The following is a 22,685-nucleotide window of genomic DNA, read 5'->3' as shown; positions in this document are numbered from 1 at the left end:
CCTCATCACAGCGGGGGTTTTCTTTTACAGGGCTCCGGCCCGCGCCTCAGCCTGATCTGCCCCCGCCACATTCCCCCGGGCACGACGAATATCCGCCAGCAGCATCCATCCTGAGCGCTGCAATGATGCATCACTGCCCGCCAGCGACAACCCTTTCAGGGTGAACTGTTCTGCAGAGCCCAGCTGCTCCATTGCCACATAGGCCTCCGACAGTTTGAAATACACTTCCGCAGAACGCGGGGCAATTCGCTGTGCCCGCTCCAGTTGTGCCACTGCCGCCTGCGTTTCGCCGGATGCCATCAGGCTGTCCGCCCGTTTGATGAGGCTGCGGGCGGCCGGCGAAAGTGCATCGCCTTCATCCTGATAACTCGGAGCGCTGTACTCCTGCCGGGACACCGGTTCCTCGGGTTGCTCACTCTTGCGCACCACCCTTGGTTCCTCGTCCCTGCTGCTGGTCTGCGGGGGTTGGGGTGCTTCGTCACGGGAAGAGGAGCCGCCGGCGGGTACGTAAATGGAACCGCCACCCGGGCTCGAAGCACAGCCGGCCAGCGCCAACGCCAGGGCGATCAAGCCCGCATATCTGAGCGTGTTCGTTTTCATTGGAAGAGTCCTTCAAACCAGCCTCGTACGCGCTGCTCCAGATTGCCGCCGCAGGAGATTTCCCTGTCGGGCGCGCTACCTGTTATGAACGGCACAAGGCGTGCATTTTCACAGTGTTCATCGGTGAGGGCGCCTTCTGCCGGATTCACCCAGTGGTATTCCACGCCATCCGGCACCACCGGCGAAAATCCGTGCTGGGGCACCTGGCTCATGAACCGGGACCAGACCGGCAGCGCTCCAGTAGCGCCGGTCAGTGAGGTAGGCCCATTGTCGTCGCGGCCCACCCAGCTAACCGCGAGCAGGTCGCCGCTGAAACCGGCAAACCAGGAGTCGCGGCCATCATCGGTGGTTCCGGTCTTGCCTGCAAGCGTCAGCTCACGGGACACGGTGCGGTAAGCTGACCGGCCAGTGCCCTCCTGCATGGTTTCCTGCATCACATACTGGACAAGGTGAACAGCTGCCGGGTGGGCCACCTGCTTCACTTTCAGGCTGTAACGGGAAAGCGCTTTGCCTTCCGCGTCGGTTACCTGACGGATGGTTCTCAGGGGCGTATTGAAGCCGGACGTGGCCAGGCCCTGGTAGATCTGGGCCACGGTTACCGGCGTCATGGCCACGGAGCCAAGCAGCATGGAGGGGTATCCGGATATATCACTGGTCACCCCAAAGCCCTGAAGTGTGGACTTGACTGCCTCAATTCCCACATCGAGCCCGACCCGGACAGCCGGCAGATTATACGAATGCGACAGTGCCTGGTGCAGGGGTACCAGCCCTCTTTCTTCACTGTCATAGTTCTCTGGCTCCCAACGTCGGCCGTCGTCGAACACCAGGGAAAAGCCCCGGTCTTCTACAGGCGTAATCAGGTTGTAACGGTCCGGCTGCTGAAGCGCCGTCAGGTAAGTAAACGGCTTGATCAGCGAGCCGATCGGGCGACGGGCATCCAGGGCACGATTGAAACCGGCATACTGCGGGTCACGTCCGCCCACGAGCGCCAGTACCTCACCGCTGTCGCGGGAGGTAACCACCAGCGCCGACTCCAGCTTGGTATCGGAACTTCCCTCCATGCGTCCCAGCATATCCTTGACGGAAAACTCTGCGGCATACTGGATCGCCGGGTCCAGCGTGGTGAAAATGCGCAAGCCTTCGCTCTGCAGGTCTTCCTGCCGGTAGTCCCTGGCCAGGTGGCGACGCACCAGGTCGATGTAGGCCGGGTAACGGTTCTCCGAGTATGAAGCACGATCGGTCACGTCAAGTGGCTGGGCGCGGGCCCTGTTGGCTTCTTGCTCACCAAGGAGGCCGGTTTCTGCCATGACGTCAATCACCAGGTTACGGCGGGAAAGCGCGCGTTCCGGATGGCGCCTGGGATTGTAGTAACTTGGCCCCTTCACCATTCCCACCAGCAACGCAACCTGATGGGCACCGATGTCACGAATCGATTCACCAAAGTAGAACTGGCTGGCCAGGCCGAAACCGTGAATGGCCCGCGTGCCGGCCTGGCCCAGATAGACCTCGTTGAGGTAGGTCTCCAGAATGTCATCTTTCTGGTAATGCAGTTCCAGCAAAAGCGACATCAGCGCTTCATTTCCTTTGCGAAGCAGCGTCTGTTCACGGGTCAGGAAGAAGTTTTTCACCAGCTGCTGGGTCAGGGTACTGCCTCCCTGCACAATCCGGCCGGCCTGGATGTTGGCCAGCATTGCACGGGCTATGGACAACGGGGCGATGCCGAAATGATCCCGGAAGTTGCGGTCTTCCACCGACAATAGAGTAGCGATGAAAAGATCCGGCACTTCATCAAGCTGAACGAGAACCCGGTCTTCCTTGTGGGCCGGATAGATGCCACCGATCTGGGCCGGCTTCAGGCGAACTATGGGTGTACTGTCACCCGACAGCACCCTGAACTCCGCTACCCTGTCCCCGTATATGGTCAACGACAGCCGCCGACGGGGCTCCAGCCCATCTGTAAACAGAAAGCCGCGGGTACTGATGGTGAAGTGCCCGCCGTTTCGGCGATAGGTGCCGGCCTTGCTACCATCACCGGCACGATAGCCGGACAGCTCAAGCTCCCGCTGCAGCGCACCGGAGCTGACACTGGCGCCGTCGTACAGCTCAAGTGGCCTGGCATAGACCCGCGACGGCACCTCAAAGCGGCGGCCCTCGAAGCGGGAGGTCACCACCGCATCGAGATACACCATCCAGCCGGCAAGCAGGACCACACCAACAAAAAATACGCGGAAAAACAGTCGCCAGAACCAGGGCTTGCGGGCACCTTTGCCTTTGCGATTGTTCTTTTTCGGGGATTTCCTGGAAGAGGCAGATTTTTTCATGGCGGGATTATAACGAATCCGGGGACCGGTAAGGCAGGCCATCCGTGTGTTATTTCTGTAATCTGCCCGTTATGATAGGCGCATTAGAAATCAATGAGTTCGAGGAACCCAAGGAGATAGCCGTGAGCGATGCAACTTCCGATAACCTGATTCTGGCGCTGCAGGATCCGGCGCTGTACGACCACCCGGTGAAAGAGTTTCAGGTTCTCGAGACGCATATCTCCTGGGTCATCCTGACCGGCGATTTCGCCTACAAGATCAAAAAGCCCATGGATTTCGGCTTTCTGGACTTCTCAAGCCTGGAGCAGCGCAAGTACTTCTGCGAGGAAGAGCTGCGCCTGAACCGCCGGCTTGCCGAAAACCTCTACCTGGAGGTTTTGCCCATTACCGGTTCGGCAGAGGCCCCGGAACTCGGCGGCCAGGGCGAGGCTTTCGAATACGCCATCCGCATGCGCCAGTTCGATCAGAATGACCTCTTCGACGTGCGACAGGAAAACAGCAAGCTGACGCCGGACCTGCTCACCACTCTGGCCCGCCAGGTGGCGGACTTCCATAAGAGCCAGCCGCCCGTCACCCCCGGCAGGCCCCTGGGCACGCCAGACGCCGTCTATGCCGGCATGCAGGAAAACTTCGACCAGATCCGTCCGATGATTGCCGACGAGGCGCTGTTACTGCAACTGGACAACCTGGAACAATGGACCCGCACCACCTTTGAACGGCACTCGCCCCTGATTGCACAGCGATATGACGCCGGCTTCGTTCGCGAATGCCATGGCGACCTGCATCTGGCGAACATCACCCTGTATGAGGATAAGGTAACAGTGTTCGACTGCATCGAGTTCAGCGAATCTTTCCGCTGGATTGACGTCATCAACGACCTCGCCTTCCTGCTGATGGATCTGGAATCCCGCCGCGAGCCGGAGATGGCCAACCTGGTACTGAACACTTACCTGGAGTACCGGGGCGATTTCGATGCCCTGTCCCTGCTGCCACTTTACAAGGCGTATCGCGCCATGGTTCGGGCCAAGATTGCGCTGTTTACCATGGGCAACCCGTCACTGACCGATGCCGATAAAGAAGGCCTGATGCAGAAGTACCGCGACTACGCCCAGCTGGCCGAAGATTACAGCTCCATTCCCAACCCCTACCTGCTTGCCACCACCGGCCTGTCTGCCAGTGGTAAATCCCTGGTGAGCAGTTCCATGGCCGCAGAACTGGGTTTGATCCGCTTGCGCTCAGATGTCGAGCGCAAGCGGCTTTTCGGACTGGGGCCGCTGGATCAGAGCAAGTCGCCTGCCGGGGAGAACCTGTATACCGAAGAAGCCAACCAGCGCACCTACCAGCGCCTGGCGGATCTCGCGGGCGAACTGCTGGCAAGCGGTATGCCGGTCATCGTGGACGCAGCCTGCCTGAAACAGGCCGAACGCGAGATGCTGGCTGATGTTGCCGAAAGCCGGGGCATGCCCTTTGCCCTGATTCACTGCGAGGCGCCGCTGGAAAGGCGCAGGGAATGGATCCGCAATCGTGCCGGTGACGCGTCCGAAGCCACCGAAGAGCTGCTTGAAACCCAGGAAACCTGGTTTGAGCCGCTGACCACCGAGGAAAAGACTCACACCATCCACCTGCATACCGATCAGGAGCATGTGGCCGAGGCCGTCGCCGACCGGATCCGCCAGCATTTCGGCCTGCCCCACTAGCGCAGTCCGGCCGGCGGAGAAGCCAAAAGAGCAAGCACTCAGGCTTGCAGAATGACCGGCACGGATTCCACCAGCGATATATCCCCATCCGGCCCTTCAGGGCCGGATAAATCTGCCCTGTAGGCCAGCAATTCAACACCGGCGGCCTCCGCCTCCCTCAGCAGCCTGCCGTAGGCGGCGTCAATATGGTCCGCCGGCCGCACACTGGTAATGCCGGTATGGTTGACCACAAAAAGCAGTACCGCCCGCTCTCCGGCACGCGCCTGGGCCATCAGCTCACGCAGGTGTTTCTGGCCGCGGGTCGTCACTGCATCCGGAAAATAACCCAGGCCATCCTCGCACAGGGTAACGTTCTTCACCTCCACCCAGGCATCTGCAAGGCTTTTGTGGTCAGACAGGTGAAGGTCGATCCGGCTTTTTTCAGCACCATATCGTACCTCTGCGCGGCAGGTCCCGTAGCCCTCCAGTTCGTCCACAACACCCTGAGCAATGGCGTAGCGGGCCTGGCTGTTCGGCCGCGAGGTGTTGATACAGGCCACTTCCTCAGGGGCTGTTTCAACCAGTTCCCAGGTGTATTTCAGCTTTCGCCTGGGGTTGTCACTTGCGCTCAGCCAGACCCGTGCTTCAGCCGGCTGGCAGCCCAGCATGGAGCCGGTGTTGGGACAGTGAGCGACCACTTCACTGCCATCCGGCAACACCACATCAGCAAGGAAACGTTTATAGCGGCGAATCAGCCTGCCTTCGATCAGCGGGGCGGGTAACTTCATTCATGACTCCATGCTAAAGTTGTTATCACAAGGCTGGCGCCCGTGAGACTAATCTGCTATTTTCCGCAAATTCCCGCTCCAGGGCGAGTGCTTTTCAGGATGATAAGAGGCCGTATTTATGGCAAATACTGCAGCACAACCACGCGAACGTATTACCAACTTCACCCCCTATGAAATAAAGAAGGGTGAAGAGTACATGAGTCCAGAGATGCTTGAGCACTTCAAGCAACTGCTTCTGCAGTGGAAGCAGGAACTGATGGAAGAAGTGGATCGCACCATGCACCACATGCAGGAAGACGCCGCAAATTACGCGGATCCCAGCGACCGCGCAACCCAGGAAGAGGAATTCAGCCTGGAACTGCGCACCCGTGACCGCGAGCGTAAGCTGATCAAGAAAATTGACCAGACCATCGATCGCATCGACAAGGACGACTACGGCTTTTGCGACCAGTGCGGCGTTGAAATCGGGATCCGCCGCCTTGAGGCGCGACCCACCGCGACACTGTGCATCGACTGCAAGACCCTCGCCGAAATCCGCGAGCGCCAGACTGGCATTTAATGCCCGCTCCCTGAATACGCTGGCCCCGGACCCCGGGCCAGCAGACGCAGACCATGACTGAATCCCGTTACCGGGGCCGCTTTGCGCCCTCTCCTACCGGCCCTCTTCATTTTGGTTCGCTGGTGACCGCGGTTGCCAGCTTCCTTGAGGCCCGAAGCCATGGTGGCACCTGGCTTGTGCGGATTGAAGATCTCGACCCCCTGAGGGAATCACCGGAAGCCACCGGGCAGATACTGGCAAGCCTTGGCGCCCACGGCCTGCACTCCGACGAGCCGGTCCGGTTCCAGTCTGCATGTCATGCCCGATACCGCAAAGTGATCGAGCTGTTACTGGACCAGGGGCTGGCCTATCGCTGCGCCTGCTCTCGCAGGCAACTGAAGGAACATGGTGGCCGCCACCCGGACCACTGCCGCCAAGGCCATGCCCCGAATGATGGCCGCCCGTTTGCGGTACGGTTCGCGCTGGAGGATGAACAGAGCGAGTGGCGGGACCAGTTGCTCGGGCCCCAGTCGCAGACCGTGCACGCCGAGCTGGACGACCCGGTTATTCTGCGCAAGGAAGGATTTTACGCCTACCAGCTGGCAGTGGTTGCCGACGACATAGACCAGGGCATCACCCACGTGGTCAGGGGCTCTGATCTGCTGGACATGACAGCACAGCAACAGCAGATATACCGCTCACTGGGCGCCAGGCCGCCCCACTGGATGCACATACCGGTCATTCTCAATGCCCAGGGCCAGAAACTCAGCAAGCAGAACCATGCACCGGCGCTGGATGACCGGATTGCCAAGGCAAACCTCGAGCAGGCCCTCGCTGCACTCGGTCAGAACCTGCGCCTGTTGTCCGGAGCACCGGACATCGATACCCTGCTCAGCCGGGCGACAGCCAACTGGTCGCCCGAACGGATTCACCTGACAGCCCGGTGAACGACGTGTTATAAAGCTTCTCACAAACGACAGTGCGGATATCATGCCCGATGTATATCTACCGTCTGGTCTTCCTTCTGGTTCTGGCCATCTACATATTCTCGCCCAACATTCTTGACTGGTGGACCTCACCGGAGAATGCCTGGTACAGCCCATACATCATCTGGGCAGGCCTGATTGCCATCGGCTTCTGGCTCGAATGGCGCCGGGATCCCAATGAATTTTAGTGCTCCCGGCCTGTTACTGGCCAGCCTGCTATACCTGATACTGCTCTTCGGCATCGCATGGATTACCGAAAAGGGCGTACTGCCCCGTAGCTGGGTCAGGCATCCCCTGGTCTATACCCTGAGCCTCGGGGTCTATGCCGGCATCTGGGCGGTCTACGCGGCGGTGGGCATGGCGGCGGAATCCGGCTTCGGCTTCCTGGCCTATTATCTCGGCATCAGCGGCGCGTTCCTGCTGGCGCCCGTGCTGCTCAACCCGGTGATGAGAATTGGCCGTGCTTATCAGCTAACCTCCCTTGCCGACCTGTTTGCCTATCGCTATCGCAGTCAGTGGGCCGGCACCCTGGTTACCATCTGCTCCGGCACTGCGATACTGGCGTTGCTGAGCATGCAGATCCAGGCAGTGTCGACCTCTGCCAGCCTGTTGGCGCCAGACACCTCACCCCGACTGATCAGCGTGTTGTTCAGCATTACTGTGGTCCTGTTCGCCATGCTGTTTGGCACACGGCGCAGCCAGGGATCGGAAAATCACCAGGGCCTGGTACTGGCGATTGCGTTCGACTCACTGGTAAAACTGTTTGCGCTGCTGACCCTCGGCGGCGTCATCCTTTTTGGTGTCTTCGATGGCCTGGGCGGGCTGGAAACCTGGCTGGCAGACCGGACCACGCCGGTCAGCTCCATGACCATGAGCATTGATGACGGCAGCTGGCGGGCACTGATGCTGATGTCCTTTGCCGGCGCCCTCGTTCTTCCCCACATGTACCACATGACATTCAGCGAGAACCCATCCCCCAAGGCGCTGGCAAAGGCAAGCTGGGGCCTCCCGCTTTATCTGCTGTTACTGGGTCTGCCGGTGCCACTGATTCTCTGGGGTGGCCAGGCCCTGGCAGCCACTACCGGCCCGGACTTCTACGCCATTGGCACCGCCCAGGCACTGGGCAGCCCGGCACTGACATTACTGATGTACATTGCCGGACTGTCCGCAGCGAGCGGACTGATGATCGTCAGTACCCTGGCGCTGGCGGGTATGGTTCTGAACCATGCAGTGCTGCCCCTGCGCACACCGAAAGACCAGGGCGACATCTACCACTGGCTGCGATGGGTCAAACGATTACTGATTGCCGCCATTATTTTCGCGGCATTGCTGTTTCATGAAACCCTGGGCAAGAACCTGGACCTCGCCATTCTGGGTGCGATTTCACTGTCTGGCATGCTGCAGCTGTTACCCGGAGCCCTGGGAGTCATCTACTGGCCGGAAGGGAATCGCCGGGGACTGATCGCCGGCCTGGTTTCCGGGCTGGTTATCTGGGTTGTCACACTGGTGCTGCCCTTTTCCCACACCGCCAACCTGCTGGAATTCCTCGGTGCTCCGTTGATTCCCGACTACAGCAACTGGCATATCTTTACCTTCGCCAGCCTGACGGTAAACGTCGTCGTTTTTGCATTGGTGTCAGTACTGAGCACCAGCACCGCCGAAGAGGCCAGTGCGGCGGAAGCCTGCTCACTGGGGGCGCTTTCCCGCCCGCAACGCAGAGAGTTACTGGCCACATCCTCAGCAGATTTTGTGCGGCAACTGGCAGTTCCACTGGGGATCAGCGTTGCCAGACGGGAGGTGGAGCGGGCGCTGGCCCAGTTGAAACTGCCCAATGTTGAATACCGGCCGTACCAGCTCAGACGCCTCCGCGACCGGGTAGAAGTGAATCTTTCCGGCCTTCTTGGCCCTGCTGTTGCGAGCGACCTGGTCAAAAGACATCTTGGTTACAAACCCATGGCAAGCGGTGGCACAGCCCAGGACATCCGATACGTGGAACGGGCCCTCGGCGACTACCAGAATCGCCTCACGGGACTGGCAGGCGAGCTCGACAACCTGCGCCGGCATTACCGCCAGACCCTCCACAACCTGCCCATCCCCGCCTGTTCCGTGGGCGAGGATGGCGAAATCCTGATGTGGAACAATACCATGGAAGCGCTCACCGGCATTACCGCCGACGATGTTGTGGGGGCGAAGCTGATGGCACTGCCAGAGCACTGGCACCTGTTGCTCGACGATTTCAACAGGGGCGAGGAGCTGCATCGATACAAACACAGGCTCGATCTGAAAGGCAGGCCCCACTGGCTGAATCTCCACAAGGCCGCGCTGAGTGGCCCTGATCACACCGAGGGCGGCAGCATCATCCTGGTAGAAGACCAGACAGAGACCCGCTTGCTGGAAGACGAACTGATGCACAGCGAGCGGCTGGCGTCGGTGGGCCGCCTGGCCGCCGGTGTTGCCCACGAGATTGGCAACCCTGTCACCGGGATCTCGTCCCTGGCACAGAATCTGAAGCTGGAAACCGATGACCCGGATATCCTCTCCACCGCCGAACAGATTCAGCAACAGACCCGGCGCATCTCCACCATTCTCCAGTCGCTGATGAATTTTGCCCGCACGGGTAACCATGCCCACGCCAACCGCTATGAACCGGTGGCCATTCGCCGCTGCGTGAATGAGTCCATCAATCTGCTTTCTCTCAGCGATAAGAGCATGGGCGTTCACTTTGTGAACGATTGTCCTGAAGACCTGCTGATTCTGGGCGACGAACAGCGGCTGGTTCAGGTATTCATAAACCTTCTGGCCAATGCCCGTGACGCCTCGCCAATCGGTGGGGAGGTCCACATCAGTGGAAACCTCGACGGTTACTCCGCTATTATCGAAGTCACTGACGAAGGGCCCGGTATACCTACAGAACAGCTGGACCATATCTTCGAGCCTTTTTACACCACCAAGGCACCCAACAAGGGAACCGGCCTTGGATTATCACTGGTGTACAGCATCATTGAAGAGCACTACGGCAACATTCAGGTGGACAGCCCGGCAAATGCCGACCGGGGCCGTGGAACCTGCGTGCGCTTGAGGCTACCCGCCTACGAACCGGACGCCGGAAACACCATCAGCCAGAACCAGGGGTCGTAAAACCGTTATGCCTCGTATTCTTATCGTAGAAGATGAAGAGATTATCCGCTCAGCCGTCCGCAAGCTGCTTACGCACGCCGGCTATGAAGTTGCGGATGCGGGATCCGTAGAAGAAGCCGAAGACAACCACGAGCCCGCCCGGTTTGATCTGATCATTTCCGATCTGCGACTGCCAGGTGCTCCGGGTACCGAACTGATCAGGCGAGCGCCGGACACCCCGGTACTGATCATGACCAGTTACGCCAGCCTGCGCTCTGCCGTGGACTCCATGAAAATGGGTGCGGTCGAATACATCGCCAAACCGTTCGACCATGATGAAATGCTTGAAGCGGTCGCGGGTATCCTGGCAAGGCAGGCCAGATCAGCCGGTGGCGCTGATGAAAAGCCCGACCACGCTCCCTTTGAAAGTCACCCCGACAGCGATCCCGCCGCTATTATGTTTGGCCACTGTGAAGCCATGCAGAAGGTCTTCACATTGATTCGCAAAGTTGCCCCCACTGAAACCACGGTTCTGATCCAGGGCGAGTCGGGCACGGGCAAGGAGCTCGCGGCCAGGGCTCTGCACCTGATGAGCCCGCGCACATCCAACCCGCTGATTTCGGTGAATTGTGCCGCAATCCCCGAAAGCCTGATCGAGTCGGAGCTGTTCGGCCACGAAAAAGGTTCCTTTACCGGTGCGGTTTCCGCGCGCACCGGCCTGATCGAAGCTGCCGACGGTGGCAGCCTGTTTCTGGATGAGATTGGCGAACTGCCGGCCGAAGCCCAGGCTCGCCTGCTACGGGTGCTCCAGGAGGGCGAGATCCGCAAGGTAGGTTCCACCCAGAGTCGCCAGGTGGATGTACGCATGATCGCGGCAACCCACCGTAACCTCAAGGCCATGACCCGTACCGGCGAATTCCGCGAAGACCTGTTTTATCGCCTGAATGTCATGCAGGTTCGCATTCCGCCCCTGCGGGAACGCCAGGCCGACATCCTGGGTCTGGCCCAGCGTTTTCTCAAACGTCAGGGCGAGAAAATGGGAAAACCCGGTCTGAAACTGACACCTGAGGCCATGCGGGCACTGGAAAGACATCGCTGGCCCGGTAATGTCAGGGAACTGGAGAATGCCATTGAGCGGGCTACCATCCTTTGCGACAACGACCTGATCACCCCGTCCCTGCTGGACCTGGATGGCGAAGGCGGCGATGTGAACATTCCGGAGTCACTGGTTGAAGGAAATAACGAACAGACCCTTTCGCGGGAAGCCGAATCAACCAGTGATCTGTCGCTTGAGGACTATTTTCAGCACTTTGTGCTGGAAAACCAGGATCGCATGAGTGAAACCGAGCTCGCCCAGAAACTTGGCATCAGTCGGAAATCGCTCTGGGAGCGGCGTCAGCGCCTTGGCATCCCGCGCAAGAAGAGTTCTGGCAACTAACAGAAGGGTATCGAGCGAGCATGCCGAAAACCGGGGAGGTGTTACCGAAAAAACTGAAGCGAGGCTCACTTGTTACCCCGTGTTCCTCACGGTAACACTCCTGTTCTAAAAAACGGGCGCTCAGTAACACTTCGGACTTATAGATACCCTGAAGGAAAGATTGCAAACCACTAACCTGCTGTTAATAAACATATTTCAAAACCTGGCACATGGACTGCAGTCTATAGGGCGCACAACAACAAAAACAACAGTGATAACGCAGCGCCAACAACAAAGACAAAAAGCTGTAGAAGACGTTCGGTAACAAAAACAAATACAGAACGTGAGCGAACTGAGTGTTTTGGGTACTTTGCTTTTTAGTGGTCCCATGGCATGTGCGGGTTGTAGATGTGGAGAAGAATCGTCATTCAGACGCCACGGCATTTACACGATAACCTGCCCAATGTCACTGACTGCTCTGTGTATTCAAAGCTTTCCGTTTGTACTGCTGATATCCCCGGATTTGGGGATTGACAGTGGGGTAGAAGAATTAAGAAAAATCCCGGTAAAAACAAAAACAATGCAGATCGTCAACGCTTTCAGGGCGGATTCGTGAAAACGGATCCGCCTTTTGATTATCTGGCCCGGCGCTTTTCCTGCCGGTCCCCATCCACCCTCCGCCAGCAGTTTTCGCCGGCTTATCATGCCAGACATGTGCAAATCCCGCTCAAACCGTTAAACTCTCGCTTTTGCTAATTGCAATAACGGAATTCAATGCCTACTCATACACAAAATCTCTTGTCATCAACCGTCCAGAAGTTCCGGTCGCTCCTGCAAGGTAACGGGAAAAAGAAAGCCCGCACCTACCAGCGCCGGGAGATCCCCCGTGATCAGCACAATGTCTCCCGCACCGCCATCAGTGAACCCGCCAAGAAAGTGCTCAGCCGCCTGAATAACGCCGGCTACGAAGCCTATCTGGTGGGCGGTGGCGTTCGCGACATTCTGCTCGGTGGCAAACCCAAGGACTTTGATATCGCCACCAACGCCACCCCGGAAGAGGTCCATGACCTGTTCCGTAATTCCAGACTGATTGGCCGGCGCTTTCGGATTGTTCACGTTCTGTTCGGGCGGGAAGTCATTGAAGTCACCACCTTCCGCGGCAAAGCCGCGGAACCGGAAGATGACAGTGACGAAGACGATGACCGCAGGACCAGCGAGCATGGCCTGCTGTTGCGGGATAACGTCTACGGCAACCAGGAGGAGGACGCTCTGCGCCGGGACTTCACCGTCAATGCTCTCTATTACTGTATCCGCGACTTCACTGTGGTGGACTTCGCTAACGGCATCGAAGACCTGAAAAACCGTCAGATACGGCTGATTGGCGACCCGGAGACACGCTACCGGGAAGATCCGGTCCGCATGCTGCGTGCCGTGCGCTTTGCCGCCAAACTGGGCTTTGATATCGAACCGGAAACCGAGGCCCCGATCCGGGAACTGGCGCCGCTGCTGACGCACATCCCGCCAGCCCGCCTGTTCGAAGAAGTGCTGAAACTGTTCTCCGCGGGTCATGGTGAGGCTACCTACGACCTGCTCAGGGAGTACAATCTGCTGGCGCCCCTGTTTCCGGAAACGGTACAGGCTATTGATAACGGCGAGCCCGATGAGCTGATCCGCAAAGCCCTGCGCAATACTGACGCACGCATCGCCCAGGGCAAATCGGTTACTCCCTACTTCCTGTTCGCTGCCATGCTCTGGCCTGCCCTGCAGGCAGAATGGCGCAAATGCCAGGACAACGGCGAGCCGGTACAGCCGGCCCTGCATCAGTCCATCGCCAAGGTGATTGGCCGCCAGGTTCAGGCGACGTCCATTCCAAAACGCTTCTCCGGGCCCATGAAAGAGATCTGGGAGCTGCAGATGCGCCTGCCAAGGCGCCAGGGGAAACGGGCATTTGTAACCATGTCCCATCCGCGCTTTCGCGCAGCCTATGATTTCCTGCTGGTGCGCGAAGAGTCCGGTGAAATCGAACCCGGGCTGGGCCAATGGTGGACCGAATTCCAGGAAACGGACGAACGCGGCCAGGAGCGGATGCTAACCCAGTTGGGGAGCGACGGGCCGAAGAAGCGCCGCCGCAAGAAACCTGCCAAAAAGGCCTGACCATGGCAGCCAAAGACGCCTTTGTCGGGCTTGGCAGCAATATGGCGGAGCCATCTGCACAACTGGCCGGCGCTGTGGCGCGGCTGGCGGCGCTACCAAAAACCGAACTGGTGGCCCAGTCTGCCTTTTACAGCAGCAAGCCGGTCGGCCCCCAGGACCAGCCCGACTTTGTGAATGGCGCAGTCTGGCTTCGTACAGAACTCCCGCCACTGGAACTGCTGGACCAGTTGCAGGCCATAGAACAGGCCCATGGCCGCGAGCGGGTCCAGCATTGGGGACCGCGAACGCTGGATCTCGACCTGCTTCTGTATGGTAACGAGACCATTCACAGTGAACGCCTGACGGTGCCTCACCCCGAGCTGGCCAGCCGCGATTTCGCGCTCCAGCCACTGCTGGACCTGGACCCGGCACGAAGTCTGCCGGACGGCCGCACTCTTGCAGCCCTGAGGCAGCAGTGCCCGGACAACAACCTGCGAAAACTCGAACCGGTAGCGCGGAGTCCCTTCCCGTCCGGCTGATACGAACGCTTCGGTGTCTCGCTATTGCCTCAGACACACCCCCGGATTACCCTTAAGACCTGATTGCCGGCGCACCCCGGCCGGGTTTTGGCCCATCCACCCACAAGGCAAGGATTCTATGGCTGTTACCATCAATACCCTGCGGGACTTCAAGCAGAAGGGCGAAGCCTTCTCCATGCTGACATCCTATGACGCCACTTTTGCACAAATCGTCAGTGAGGCCGGTGTAGAGGTCATCCTCATCGGAGACTCCCTTGGCATGGTGCTTCAGGGCCACGACAGCACACTGCCCGTAACCATGGACCAGATGGTGTACCACGTTTCTTCCGTGGCCAGGGGCAACCGCGGCTCACTGGTCATGGCCGACATGCCGTTCATGACATACGGCACCACCGAAGCGGCACTGGAAAACGCCGCCGAACTGATGCGTGCCGGCGCCCACATGGTCAAGCTGGAAGGTACCGACTGGATGAAAGACACCATCCACGCCCTCAGTGAGCGGGGCGTGCCGGTGTGTGCCCATCTGGGCCTGACTCCACAGTTTGTCAACAAGTTTGGCGGCTACAAGGTCCAGGGCCGGGATGAAAAGCACGCCGAGCTGATGATCGAACACGCCTGTGAACTGGTCGCCGCCGGCGCGGATGTCATTCTTCTGGAATGTGTACCTGCACCATTGGCAGCCCGCATTACCCAGGCCGTGCAGGCCCCCGTGGTCGGCATCGGGGCTGGCGCAGATACTGACGGCCAGGTGCTGGTTGTCCACGACATGCTGGGCATGACCACCGGTCGCAAGCCACGCTTCGTGAAAGATTTCCTTGCTGAGACCGGATCCGTAAAAGGTGCCATCGAAGCCTACGTGGCCGCTGTTCGCGACCGCTCATTCCCCGCCGAGGAGCATACGTTCAAGGCATGAGAACCGTACATACACTCAAAGAACTCCGCGCCATGCTTCGCAGCTATCGCCAGCAGGGCAAGCGCATCGGTCTGGTGCCCACCATGGGCCATCTGCACGAGGGCCATATTTCGCTGGTCAGGAAGGCAAGGGAAGCCGCCGACATCGTGGTGACCACCATCTTCGTGAACCCGATGCAGTTTGGCATCACCGAAGACCTGGATACCTACCCGCGCACCCTGCAGGAAGACCAGGACAGGCTGGATGCGGCGGGCAGCACCCTGGTATTTGCCCCCTCCAACGAGGAAATCTATCCCCAGGGGCTGGCACGACAGACTCGCGTTGTCGTTCCCGAAGTCAGTGAAGGCCATTGCGGTGCCAGCCGGCCCGGGCACTTCGAGGGTGTGGCAACGGTCGTCACCATGCTGTTCAATATGGTGCAACCGGACATCGCTGTCTTCGGCGAGAAGGATTATCAACAACTGGCGGTTATCCGCAAACTGACCCGGGACCTGATGATTCCGGTTGAAGTGATTGGCAGCCCGACCGTCCGCGAAGACGACGGACTGGCAAAGAGTTCACGCAACAGTTTCCTGACGGAAGAGCAACGCGCCATCGCACCGGTCATCTACCGTACCCTGAAAAACACAGCGGAACAGATACGCAAGGGCCGAAACGATTTTGTAACGCTGGAGAAGGAAGCCAACGAAGCTCTCAGCGAAGCGGGCCTGCGCCCGGACTACTTTAATATCGCCAACAGCCTGACCCTGAAGCCGGCCAGCGCGGAGGACACCGAACTGACATTGCTGGTGGCGGCTTTTCTTGGCACCACACGGCTGATCGACAACCTGTCGATCAGCCGTTAACCCCACAGACTGACGAAAGGATTCCATTATGTCCCAGGGCTCTGCTCCACTCACCAGCCGGCCCGAGTGGCAGGCACTGACAACTCATCAGGCGGAATTGAAGAACACCCACATGCGGACCATGTTCCGCGATGATCCGGACCGGGCCAACCGCTTTTTCATCAGTGGCGGCGGCCTGTCGCTGGACTACTCCCGCAACCGCATGACCGACGACACCATGACCAGGCTGATGGCACTGGCCAGAAGTTGCGGTGTACCGGAGCGCACCGAGGCCATGTTTCGCGGCGAGTATATCAACGTGACGGAAGAGCGCCCCGCCCTCCATGTTGCCCTGCGGGACAACAGTGGTGAACCAGTTCATGTAGACGGCACCAATATCACGCCGGAAGTGGAAAACACGCTGAACCGCATGTCGCAGTTCGTGGACGACGTGCTCAGTGAACGCTGGCAGGGCCATACCGGCAAAGCCTTTACCGACGTGGTGAGTATCGGCATTGGCGGCTCCTTTCTTGGCCCAAAACTGGTGTCGGAAGCCCTGCGCCCGTACTGGCACGGCCAGTTGACCTGTCACTACGTAGCGAATATCGACGGCACCCAGATCGCCGAAATACTTCGCCGGATAAACCCTGAGACCACCCTGTTCCTGATCCAGTCCAAATCCTTCCGCACCCAGGAAACTCTGGAGAACAGCAAAGTCGCCCGGGACTGGTTCCTGGATAACGGCGGACGCGAAGATCAGATCGCCAGGCATTTCGTGGCGGTTACCGCCAATACGCCCGAAGCGGTGAACTTTGGCATTTCCGGGGATAATATTTTCCCGGTATGGGACTGGGTTGGCGGGCGCTACTCGCTATGGTCCGCTATTGGTCTGCCGGTGGCGCTAACCATCGGCATGGACAATTTTCGCGCCCTGCTGTCCGGTGCCCATGCCATGGACCAGCACTTCCGCTATACACCACTTGAGCAGAATCTGCCGGTAGTAATGGCCATGCTGGGGCTCTGGTACAACAACTTCTGGGGCGCAGAAACCTATACCATCCTGCCCTACGACCATTATCTGCGCAGTCTGCCGGCGCATTTGCAGCAACTGGACATGGAAAGCAACGGCAAGCGCGTTACCCAGAACGGGGAGCCGCTGACCTACCAGAGCGGGCCGGTAATATGGGGTGGCGTGGGTGCCAACGGCCAGCACGCCTTCCACCAGTTGCTGCACCAGGGTACCCGGTTGATTCCGGCGGACTTTATCATTCCCCTGGAAACCCACAACAAAGTGGCCAACCATCATGTCACCCTGTTTGCCAACTGCCTGAGCCAGTCGCGGGCGCTTATGTCCGGCAAGAACCTGGACGAGGCCAAAGCGGAACTGAAAGCCGAAGGCATGAGCGCCGGGGAGATCGACAAACTGGCGCCCCACAAAGTCATCCCCGGCAACAAGCCCAGCAATACCCTGCTGATGGACAAGGCGACGCCGGAAACGGTCGGAGCCCTGATCGCACTCTATGAACACCGCACCTTCGTGCAGGGCGTTATCTGGGACGTGGATTCATTCGATCAGTGGGGCGTGGAACTGGGCAAACAGATGGGCAAGGGCATTCTGGACCGTCTTACCGGAGACAGCGACGACAGTGCCAGCCCCAGCGACAGCTCAACAGACAATCTGATCCGGCTGTTCCGCTCGCACCATTCATCCTGAACAGGAACTGTCGGGTTACCTGGTAGCGGCCCGGGAAATCAGCCGGCCCTGCCAGGTGAAATCCACTGGCCACAGCTTCTGGTCACGGTCGTAGGCCTGCCACAGCTCATCATAACGCTTGCCACAGACCGGATGAATGTCAGCCGGCGCGATTTCCGCCAATGGCCGCAATACAAACGCGTTCGTCAGGATCTCGCCCCGGGGCAACTCCACGCCATCAACCCTGCCCACCTCGTCACCGTAGGTGAGGATATCCAGGTCCAGGGTTCTGGCGCTGAATCTGGGCACATCCCGACGCCGGCCATTGTCCGCTTCCAGTTGCTTGAAACGGGACGACAGTTCCGCCACGGTCAGAGCTGTGTCCACCCCTACCACCAGGTTGTAGAAAGGAAAGCCGTCGAAGCCCACCGATTCGCTTTCGTACACCGAGGAAATCAGCAGCTCGTCAAACCAGACATCCAGCGCATCCAGCGCCGCCGTAATATAATGTTCGCGGTGGATGTTGCTGCCAAGGCTGATGTACACCCGAGTCATCAGCGGCTCCCCCGCTCAATCTTCACTCCGACCGCAGCCGCAGCGGGCACCGCCCCGGGCTTGCGAAGTGTCAGCCGTAACCAGCGCAGGCCAAACTCTTCCTGCAACAGACTGGCAATGCCTTCGGCGGCGGTTTCCAGCAATTGTGGACAGGCCTGAACCAGATAGGCCGAAACCCGCTCACTGACCTGCGCATAGTCCAGCGCATCCAGGACATCATCCGAGGCCGCAGGCACCCGGTTATCCCAGGCCATCTCCAGATCCACCAACAGCCGCTGGCTGACTTCCCGCTCCCAGTCGTATACGCCGATGACTGCCTCAACGGCCAGACCTTCAATCAGTACGCTATCGGTCAACGGAGGCACTCCCAAGATTACACTCTTTGCTGATTGAATAACGTGCAGGCAGCGGATACTGTGTAAATTCTGACCTGCGTCGTCGCGGGGCCGGCATTTTCTCATAAATGACCAGCATGCGTCTTTGCCACTTTACCAATGAACGCCGCCAATGAATTACCTGAGTCACCCGGTACTGACAGTTTTGCTCTGCGCCCTCGCTTACCTGGCAGGCTCGGTGCTGTTTGCCCTGCCAGTATGCCGCGCCTGGCAGCTGCCCGACCCGCGCGCCCAGGGCTCGGGCAATCCCGGCGCCACCAATGTCTACCGCACCGGCGGCTGGCCACCGGCAGCACTGACGCTGTTTCTGGATGCGGCCAAGGGCTGGCTGCCGGTATGGCTGGCCCACCAGGCGGACCTGACGATTCTTTCCCAGTCGATGGTGGCCCTGTTCGCAGTGACGGGCCACATGATTCCTCTGTTCTATCGCTTCAAGGGGGGCAAAGGCGTGGCAACAGCCCTGGGGGCGGGGCTGGCACTGGCGCCGGCGACCACACTGATAATGGCGGCGATCTGGGCGCTGGTGATGTGGCGCTGGAAGATTTCCGCGCTGGCTTCGATTGTGGCCATTATCAGCGGCCCGATCATCAGCGCACTGATCGAGCCGGAGACCCTGCCGCTGTTTGGTCTGCTGGCCATCCTCATTGTGGTTCGCCACCGCAATAACCTGATCCGTATGGCCCAGGGCCGGGAGCCGGGCTTCTAGTCCACGAGACCGCTCGCGCGCGGCTCGCCGACCGGCGGCAGGGTATGCATGGGCCAGCGCGGCACCGCCACAATCCGGTCACCGTCACGTTGCCCCGCCTTCAATCGCTGACAGCCGGCATAGGCAATCATGGCGCCGTTATCGGTACAGAATTCGGGGCGGGCATAGAACACACCGGCGCGGAGCTTTTCGGTCATTTTCTCCAACCCTGCGCGCAGCCGCTTGTTGGCACTCACGCCACCGGCGATCACCAGGCGCCTGCTACCGGTCTGTTCAAGAGCGCGGCGGCACTTGATGGTGAGGGTATCCACTACTGCAGCCTCAAAGGCGAGAGCGATGTCAGCGCGGGTCTGGTCATCCAGCCCACCGTCGCTTTGCGCTGCATTGACTGTATTGAGGGTAAAGGTTTTAAGGCCGCTGAAACTGAAATCCAGACCCGGCCGGTCCGTCATCGGGCGTGGGAACCGGTACCGCCCCGGAGCGCCCTTCTCCGCCAGCGCCGCCACCCTTGGCCCGCCGGGATAGTCCAGGCCCAGCATCTTGGCCGTTTTATCAAAAGCTTCGCCGGCGGCATCGTCCACCGATTCGCCGAGCATTTCATACTCGCCAATCCCGTTGACCAGCACCAGTTGCGTATGGCCACCTGACACCAGCAGGGCAACAAAGGGAAAGGCCGGCGGATTCTCCTCCAGCATCGGTGCCAGCAAGTGGCCTTCCATATGGTGGACACCCAGAACCGGCACACCCAGCGCGAACCCCAGGGCATGGGCCACAGAGCCTCCTACCATCAGCGCCCCCACCAGGCCGGGGCCAGCGGTGTAGGCGATGCCTTCGATATCACCGCGAACCCTGCCGGCGTCTGCCAGCACCTGGTCGCACAATGGCAACAGTTTGCGCACGTGGTCGCGGGACGCCAGTTCGGGTACTACGCCGCCGTAGTCCGCATGCAGGTCAATCTGGCTGAACAGGGCATGCGCGAGCAGCCCCTGTTCGCTGTCGTAGAGGGCAACACCGGTTTCATCACAGGAGGTTTCAATACCGAGAATCAGCATAAATAAGGACCATAACTCCGCACTGGTGAACGTCAGCGGAGCATTTTAGCAGAAACCCGAAACCCCCAGTCAGTTTCATCGAACAAACATTGACCTTTGCCACCGGCAGGCGCTATCATTGCCGGCCTTAAATACGCACTGGTCGAGTTTTAGCCAACCCGGCCAGGCATCGAGTCGATCTGACAGACCGGTCGATCAGACAAAACAGAAACCGAATCAATCAGGTAGGTGATTTTCGAATGCCAGCTGTTAAAGTGAAAGAGAATGAACCGTTTGACGTAGCCCTTCGTCGCTTCAAGCGCTCCTGTGAAAAAGCAGGCGTTCTGTCGGAAGTGCGTCGCCGTGAGCACTACGAGAAGCCGACAGCCGTGCGCAAGCGCAAGGCCGCTGCAGCCGTCAAGCGTCATCTCAAGAAGCTTCAGCGGGAACAGCGCAAGTTCGAGCGTCTGTACTAAGCTTTATCCGGACGCCGCTTGACTGCAAGCCTTTACTTGCCTGTATAGCCGCAGGCTGCACAAAGCGTTACGAAAATGCCGCCGAGGCCTGGCTTCGGCGGCATTTTTGGCTGTACTTGCAGGCCCGGCACTTTCCCTGCAACCGGAGACATCATGAGTGGACTGATCCCGCAACGCTTTGTTGAAGACCTGCTGGACCGCATAGACCTGGCCGAGCTGATCGGATCACGTATCACCCTGAAAAAGGCCGGCGGTAACTACAAGGCCCGCTGCCCCTTCCATGATGAGAAAACGCCGTCTTTCAATGTCCGGCCCGACAAGGGCTTTTACCACTGCTTTGGCTGTGGCGCCCATGGCGACGCCATCAGCTTCGTCCGCGAATTTGACGGCCTCGGGTTTACCGACGCAGTGGAAGAACTGGCCCGACGCGCCGGCATGGAAGTGCCCTACGACCAGAGCGCGCGCCAGGAAATGCAGCAGGCGCGAACCCTGACAGATGCCCTGGATTACGCCAGCCGCTTCTACCATTCCGCCCTGAAGAGCCAGCAGGGGGAATTCGCCCGGGACTACCTGAAACAGAGAGGCCTGGACGACACTATTATCGAACAGTACATGCTGGGCTACGCCCCTGCTACCGGCACGGCACTTTTCGACAGTGCCAGCAAGGATCTGCAGGGGCCGCTGATCGAAACCGGCACCGTCTCCGACCGTTACGGGCGGCCACGGGACCTGTTCCGCAACCGGATTATGTTTCCGATCCGTAACAGTCGTGGCCGGACCATTGCCTTTGGCGGTCGCACGCTGGGTGACGACAAGGCCAAGTACATCAACTCCCCGGAGTCTGATGTATTTCATAAGAGCCGCGAGATTTACGGCCTTTATGAGGCGAAGCAATCGATTCGCCAGCTCGACAGACTGCTGGTAGTGGAAGGGTACATGGACGTCATTGCCCTGGCGCAGAACGGCATCCAGTTTGCCGTGGCTACGCTGGGCACCGCCACCAACCAGGACAGCCTGTCAGCCCTGCTGAAACAGGTACGGCACCTGGTGTTCTGTTTCGATGGCGACCAGGCCGGCTACCGGGCCGCTGACAAGGCCATGGAAAACGCCCTGGAACTGCTGACCGACGGCCTGCATCTGCAATTCCTGATGATGCCGGACGGCGAAGACCCGGACACACTGGTGCGCAAGGAAGGCGCGGACGCTTTCCAGAAACGCATCGACGGTGCCACGCCCCTGTCCCGCTACCTGTTCAACCGGCAGAGCGAAGGGCTGGATCTGACATTACCGGAAGACCGGGGCGAACTGAAGACACGGATAGAGCCACTGCTCAAGAGGATGCCCAGGAGCACCCTCAGGGACGCCATGTGGCACGAAATGCTGAGGCTATGCGGCAGCAACCGGGGTGACTGGCAAAACCGCCGCCAGCAGAACAGCAAGGGCGGTTACGGCGAGCGCCGGGTTCAGGAACAACGGATTGACGTAAAGCTCAGCAAGGACACCCAGCTTTGCCTGGCCCTGCTGGAAGCACCGGACATGGCCAGCGAGATTTCCGAGCTGTGCAGAAGCAGCCGCCGGTACCGGCAGGCAGGCCAGTTCGCCGGCTGGATTCTGGAAAACGACATCAGGAACCGGCGCTCCCTGACACGTCAACTGGCAACGGATAAACAGGCCAGGGCACGGTTCTACGGCCTGTTCGACGGCATTGAACACGTGCCGGCACGGGAGCAGACCCTGGCGGGCGCCCGCGAGATGCTCAATCCGAACCAGGAAGTGGCACGCAAGCAGCGGTTGGCGTCCCTGCTGTCGGAGAAACGCAGCCTTGCAGACCTGACCGCCGAAGAGCGGCAGGAACTGAAGGCGCTGACCGGCCAGAACGACGACTGAAAGGCACTCAAAACGCAGGCCGGCGGGCCGGAAAAAGGCAATAACTGCAGCCGGAAAGGGCACTGCACTTGAAACTTGCAGTGTTGATCA

Annotated in this window: 20 protein-coding genes; 14 read left to right on the top strand and 6 right to left on the bottom strand. The window is 59.4% G+C overall.

Annotation, left to right across the window (positions count from 1 at the left end; translation table 11 throughout):
* Positions 1–24: 24 nt before the first annotated feature.
* Positions 25–600, bottom strand: a complete 576-nt coding sequence (locus tag DIT72_RS08190; RefSeq protein ID WP_135954657.1) for a tetratricopeptide repeat protein — start codon at positions 598–600, stop codon at positions 25–27.
* Positions 597–2,921 carry a penicillin-binding protein 1B gene (mrcB, locus tag DIT72_RS08185; protein WP_135954656.1) on the bottom strand — a complete coding sequence of 775 codons (2,325 nt, stop codon included), beginning with the start codon at positions 2,919–2,921 and terminating at the stop codon, positions 597–599. The genes DIT72_RS08190 and mrcB overlap by 4 nt, the downstream gene beginning before the upstream one ends.
* 71 nt (positions 2,922–2,992) lie before the next feature.
* On the opposite strand from mrcB, the gene DIT72_RS08180 reads away from it, so the two are divergent.
* The gene (locus tag DIT72_RS08180; RefSeq protein WP_169449990.1) at positions 2,993–4,618 is read left to right on the top strand and encodes a bifunctional aminoglycoside phosphotransferase/ATP-binding protein; all 1,626 of its coding nucleotides are present in this window, start codon (positions 2,993–2,995) and stop codon (positions 4,616–4,618) included.
* Positions 4,619–4,656: 38 nt separating this feature from the next.
* On the opposite strand, the gene sfsA is transcribed toward DIT72_RS08180, so the two are convergent.
* Positions 4,657–5,385, bottom strand: coding sequence for a DNA/RNA nuclease SfsA (gene sfsA / locus DIT72_RS08175; RefSeq protein WP_135954654.1), 729 nt, complete (start codon positions 5,383–5,385; stop codon positions 4,657–4,659).
* Between the two features lie 118 nt (positions 5,386–5,503).
* Here sfsA and dksA point away from each other — a divergent pair, with 118 nt between their 5' ends.
* From dksA to pgi, 10 genes are all read left to right on the top strand, one after another.
* Positions 5,504–5,944, top strand: coding sequence for an RNA polymerase-binding protein DksA (gene dksA / locus DIT72_RS08170; protein WP_135954653.1), 441 nt, complete (start codon positions 5,504–5,506; stop codon positions 5,942–5,944).
* Positions 5,945–5,997: 53 nt separating this feature from the next.
* Positions 5,998–6,870 (top strand): tRNA glutamyl-Q(34) synthetase GluQRS, encoded by an 873-nt coding sequence (gene gluQRS, locus DIT72_RS08165; protein WP_135954652.1) that lies wholly within the window; start codon positions 5,998–6,000, stop codon positions 6,868–6,870.
* Between the two features lie 50 nt (positions 6,871–6,920).
* Entirely contained in the window at positions 6,921–7,097 is a 177-nt protein-coding gene (locus DIT72_RS18265) for a hypothetical protein (protein WP_168355032.1), read from the top strand.
* Entirely contained in the window at positions 7,087–10,047 is a 2,961-nt protein-coding gene (locus tag DIT72_RS08160) for an ATP-binding protein (protein ID WP_135954651.1), read from the top strand. The genes DIT72_RS18265 and DIT72_RS08160 overlap by 11 nt, the downstream gene beginning before the upstream one ends.
* Positions 10,048–10,054: 7 nt before the next feature.
* The gene (locus DIT72_RS08155; protein WP_135954650.1) at positions 10,055–11,464 is read left to right on the top strand and encodes a sigma-54-dependent transcriptional regulator; all 1,410 of its coding nucleotides are present in this window, start codon (positions 10,055–10,057) and stop codon (positions 11,462–11,464) included.
* Positions 11,465–12,217: 753 nt separating this feature from the next.
* On the top strand, positions 12,218–13,597 hold the full coding sequence (pcnB, locus tag DIT72_RS08145) for a polynucleotide adenylyltransferase PcnB (protein ID WP_135954649.1): 1,380 nt from the start codon (positions 12,218–12,220) through the stop codon (positions 13,595–13,597).
* A gap of 2 nt (positions 13,598–13,599) precedes the next feature.
* On the top strand, positions 13,600–14,115 hold the full coding sequence (folK, locus tag DIT72_RS08140) for a 2-amino-4-hydroxy-6-hydroxymethyldihydropteridine diphosphokinase (protein ID WP_135954648.1): 516 nt from the start codon (positions 13,600–13,602) through the stop codon (positions 14,113–14,115).
* A 118-nt stretch (positions 14,116–14,233) separates the two neighbouring features.
* Positions 14,234–15,028, top strand: coding sequence for a 3-methyl-2-oxobutanoate hydroxymethyltransferase (gene panB / locus DIT72_RS08135; RefSeq protein ID WP_135954647.1), 795 nt, complete (start codon positions 14,234–14,236; stop codon positions 15,026–15,028).
* The gene (gene panC / locus DIT72_RS08130; protein WP_135954646.1) at positions 15,025–15,873 is read left to right on the top strand and encodes a pantoate--beta-alanine ligase; all 849 of its coding nucleotides are present in this window, start codon (positions 15,025–15,027) and stop codon (positions 15,871–15,873) included. The genes panB and panC overlap by 4 nt, the downstream gene beginning before the upstream one ends.
* Before the next feature lie 28 nt (positions 15,874–15,901).
* Positions 15,902–17,566, top strand: coding sequence for a glucose-6-phosphate isomerase (gene pgi, locus DIT72_RS08125; RefSeq protein ID WP_135954645.1), 1,665 nt, complete (start codon positions 15,902–15,904; stop codon positions 17,564–17,566).
* Positions 17,567–17,581: 15 nt separating this feature from the next.
* On the opposite strand, the gene folK (DIT72_RS08120) is transcribed toward pgi, so the two are convergent.
* A complete protein-coding gene (gene folK / locus DIT72_RS08120; protein ID WP_135954644.1) occupies positions 17,582–18,100 on the bottom strand; it encodes a 2-amino-4-hydroxy-6-hydroxymethyldihydropteridine diphosphokinase in 519 nt (172 codons plus the stop codon).
* Complete coding sequence (gene folB / locus DIT72_RS08115) at positions 18,100–18,456, bottom strand: dihydroneopterin aldolase (RefSeq protein ID WP_169449989.1); 357 nt, start codon at positions 18,454–18,456, stop codon at positions 18,100–18,102. Before folB ends, folK (DIT72_RS08120) begins: the two co-directional genes overlap by 1 nt.
* Positions 18,457–18,607: 151 nt before the next feature.
* Here folB and plsY point away from each other — a divergent pair, with 151 nt between their 5' ends.
* Positions 18,608–19,201, top strand: a complete 594-nt coding sequence (gene plsY, locus DIT72_RS08110; protein ID WP_135954642.1) for a glycerol-3-phosphate 1-O-acyltransferase PlsY — start codon at positions 18,608–18,610, stop codon at positions 19,199–19,201.
* Here the strand turns inward: plsY and tsaD are convergent.
* A complete protein-coding gene (gene tsaD / locus DIT72_RS08105) occupies positions 19,198–20,253 on the bottom strand; it encodes a tRNA (adenosine(37)-N6)-threonylcarbamoyltransferase complex transferase subunit TsaD (protein WP_135954641.1) in 1,056 nt (351 codons plus the stop codon). The genes plsY and tsaD overlap by 4 nt on opposite strands.
* Positions 20,254–20,492: 239 nt before the next feature.
* On the opposite strand from tsaD, the gene rpsU reads away from it, so the two are divergent.
* A complete protein-coding gene (rpsU, locus tag DIT72_RS08100) occupies positions 20,493–20,708 on the top strand; it encodes a 30S ribosomal protein S21 (RefSeq protein WP_007153483.1) in 216 nt (71 codons plus the stop codon).
* Positions 20,709–20,861: 153 nt separating this feature from the next.
* Entirely contained in the window at positions 20,862–22,595 is a 1,734-nt protein-coding gene (dnaG, locus tag DIT72_RS08095; RefSeq protein ID WP_135954640.1) for a DNA primase, read from the top strand.
* The last annotated feature ends 90 nt before the right edge of the window (positions 22,596–22,685 follow it).

The organism is Marinobacter orientalis (genome assembly GCF_004792665.1).
GTDB lineage: Bacteria > Pseudomonadota > Gammaproteobacteria > Pseudomonadales > Oleiphilaceae > Marinobacter > Marinobacter orientalis.
This window is presented reverse-complemented; position numbering and strand designations above follow the sequence as displayed.

Bases quoted from the DNA above. Each gene is read 5' to 3' on its own strand.
- DIT72_RS08190 (WP_135954657.1), bottom strand. From the start codon at position 600: ATGAAAACGAACACGCTCAGATATGCGGGCTTGATCGCCCTGGCGTTG.
- mrcB (WP_135954656.1), bottom strand. From the start codon at position 2,921: ATGAAAAAATCTGCCTCTTCCAGGAAATCCCCGAAAAAGAACAATCGC.
- DIT72_RS08180 (WP_169449990.1), top strand. From the start codon at position 2,993: ATGATAGGCGCATTAGAAATCAATGAGTTCGAGGAACCCAAGGAGATA.
- sfsA (WP_135954654.1), bottom strand. From the start codon at position 5,385: ATGAAGTTACCCGCCCCGCTGATCGAAGGCAGGCTGATTCGCCGCTAT.
- dksA (WP_135954653.1), top strand. From the start codon at position 5,504: ATGGCAAATACTGCAGCACAACCACGCGAACGTATTACCAACTTCACC.
- gluQRS (WP_135954652.1), top strand. From the start codon at position 5,998: ATGACTGAATCCCGTTACCGGGGCCGCTTTGCGCCCTCTCCTACCGGC.
- DIT72_RS18265 (WP_168355032.1), top strand. From the start codon at position 6,921: ATGTATATCTACCGTCTGGTCTTCCTTCTGGTTCTGGCCATCTACATA.
- DIT72_RS08160 (WP_135954651.1), top strand. From the start codon at position 7,087: ATGAATTTTAGTGCTCCCGGCCTGTTACTGGCCAGCCTGCTATACCTG.
- DIT72_RS08155 (WP_135954650.1), top strand. From the start codon at position 10,055: ATGCCTCGTATTCTTATCGTAGAAGATGAAGAGATTATCCGCTCAGCC.
- pcnB (WP_135954649.1), top strand. From the start codon at position 12,218: ATGCCTACTCATACACAAAATCTCTTGTCATCAACCGTCCAGAAGTTC.
- folK (WP_135954648.1), top strand. From the start codon at position 13,600: ATGGCAGCCAAAGACGCCTTTGTCGGGCTTGGCAGCAATATGGCGGAG.
- panB (WP_135954647.1), top strand. From the start codon at position 14,234: ATGGCTGTTACCATCAATACCCTGCGGGACTTCAAGCAGAAGGGCGAA.
- panC (WP_135954646.1), top strand. From the start codon at position 15,025: ATGAGAACCGTACATACACTCAAAGAACTCCGCGCCATGCTTCGCAGC.
- pgi (WP_135954645.1), top strand. From the start codon at position 15,902: ATGTCCCAGGGCTCTGCTCCACTCACCAGCCGGCCCGAGTGGCAGGCA.
- folK (WP_135954644.1), bottom strand. From the start codon at position 18,100: ATGACTCGGGTGTACATCAGCCTTGGCAGCAACATCCACCGCGAACAT.
- plsY (WP_135954642.1), top strand. From the start codon at position 18,608: ATGAATTACCTGAGTCACCCGGTACTGACAGTTTTGCTCTGCGCCCTC.
- tsaD (WP_135954641.1), bottom strand. From the start codon at position 20,253: ATGCTGATTCTCGGTATTGAAACCTCCTGTGATGAAACCGGTGTTGCC.
- rpsU (WP_007153483.1), top strand. From the start codon at position 20,493: ATGCCAGCTGTTAAAGTGAAAGAGAATGAACCGTTTGACGTAGCCCTT.
- dnaG (WP_135954640.1), top strand. From the start codon at position 20,862: ATGAGTGGACTGATCCCGCAACGCTTTGTTGAAGACCTGCTGGACCGC.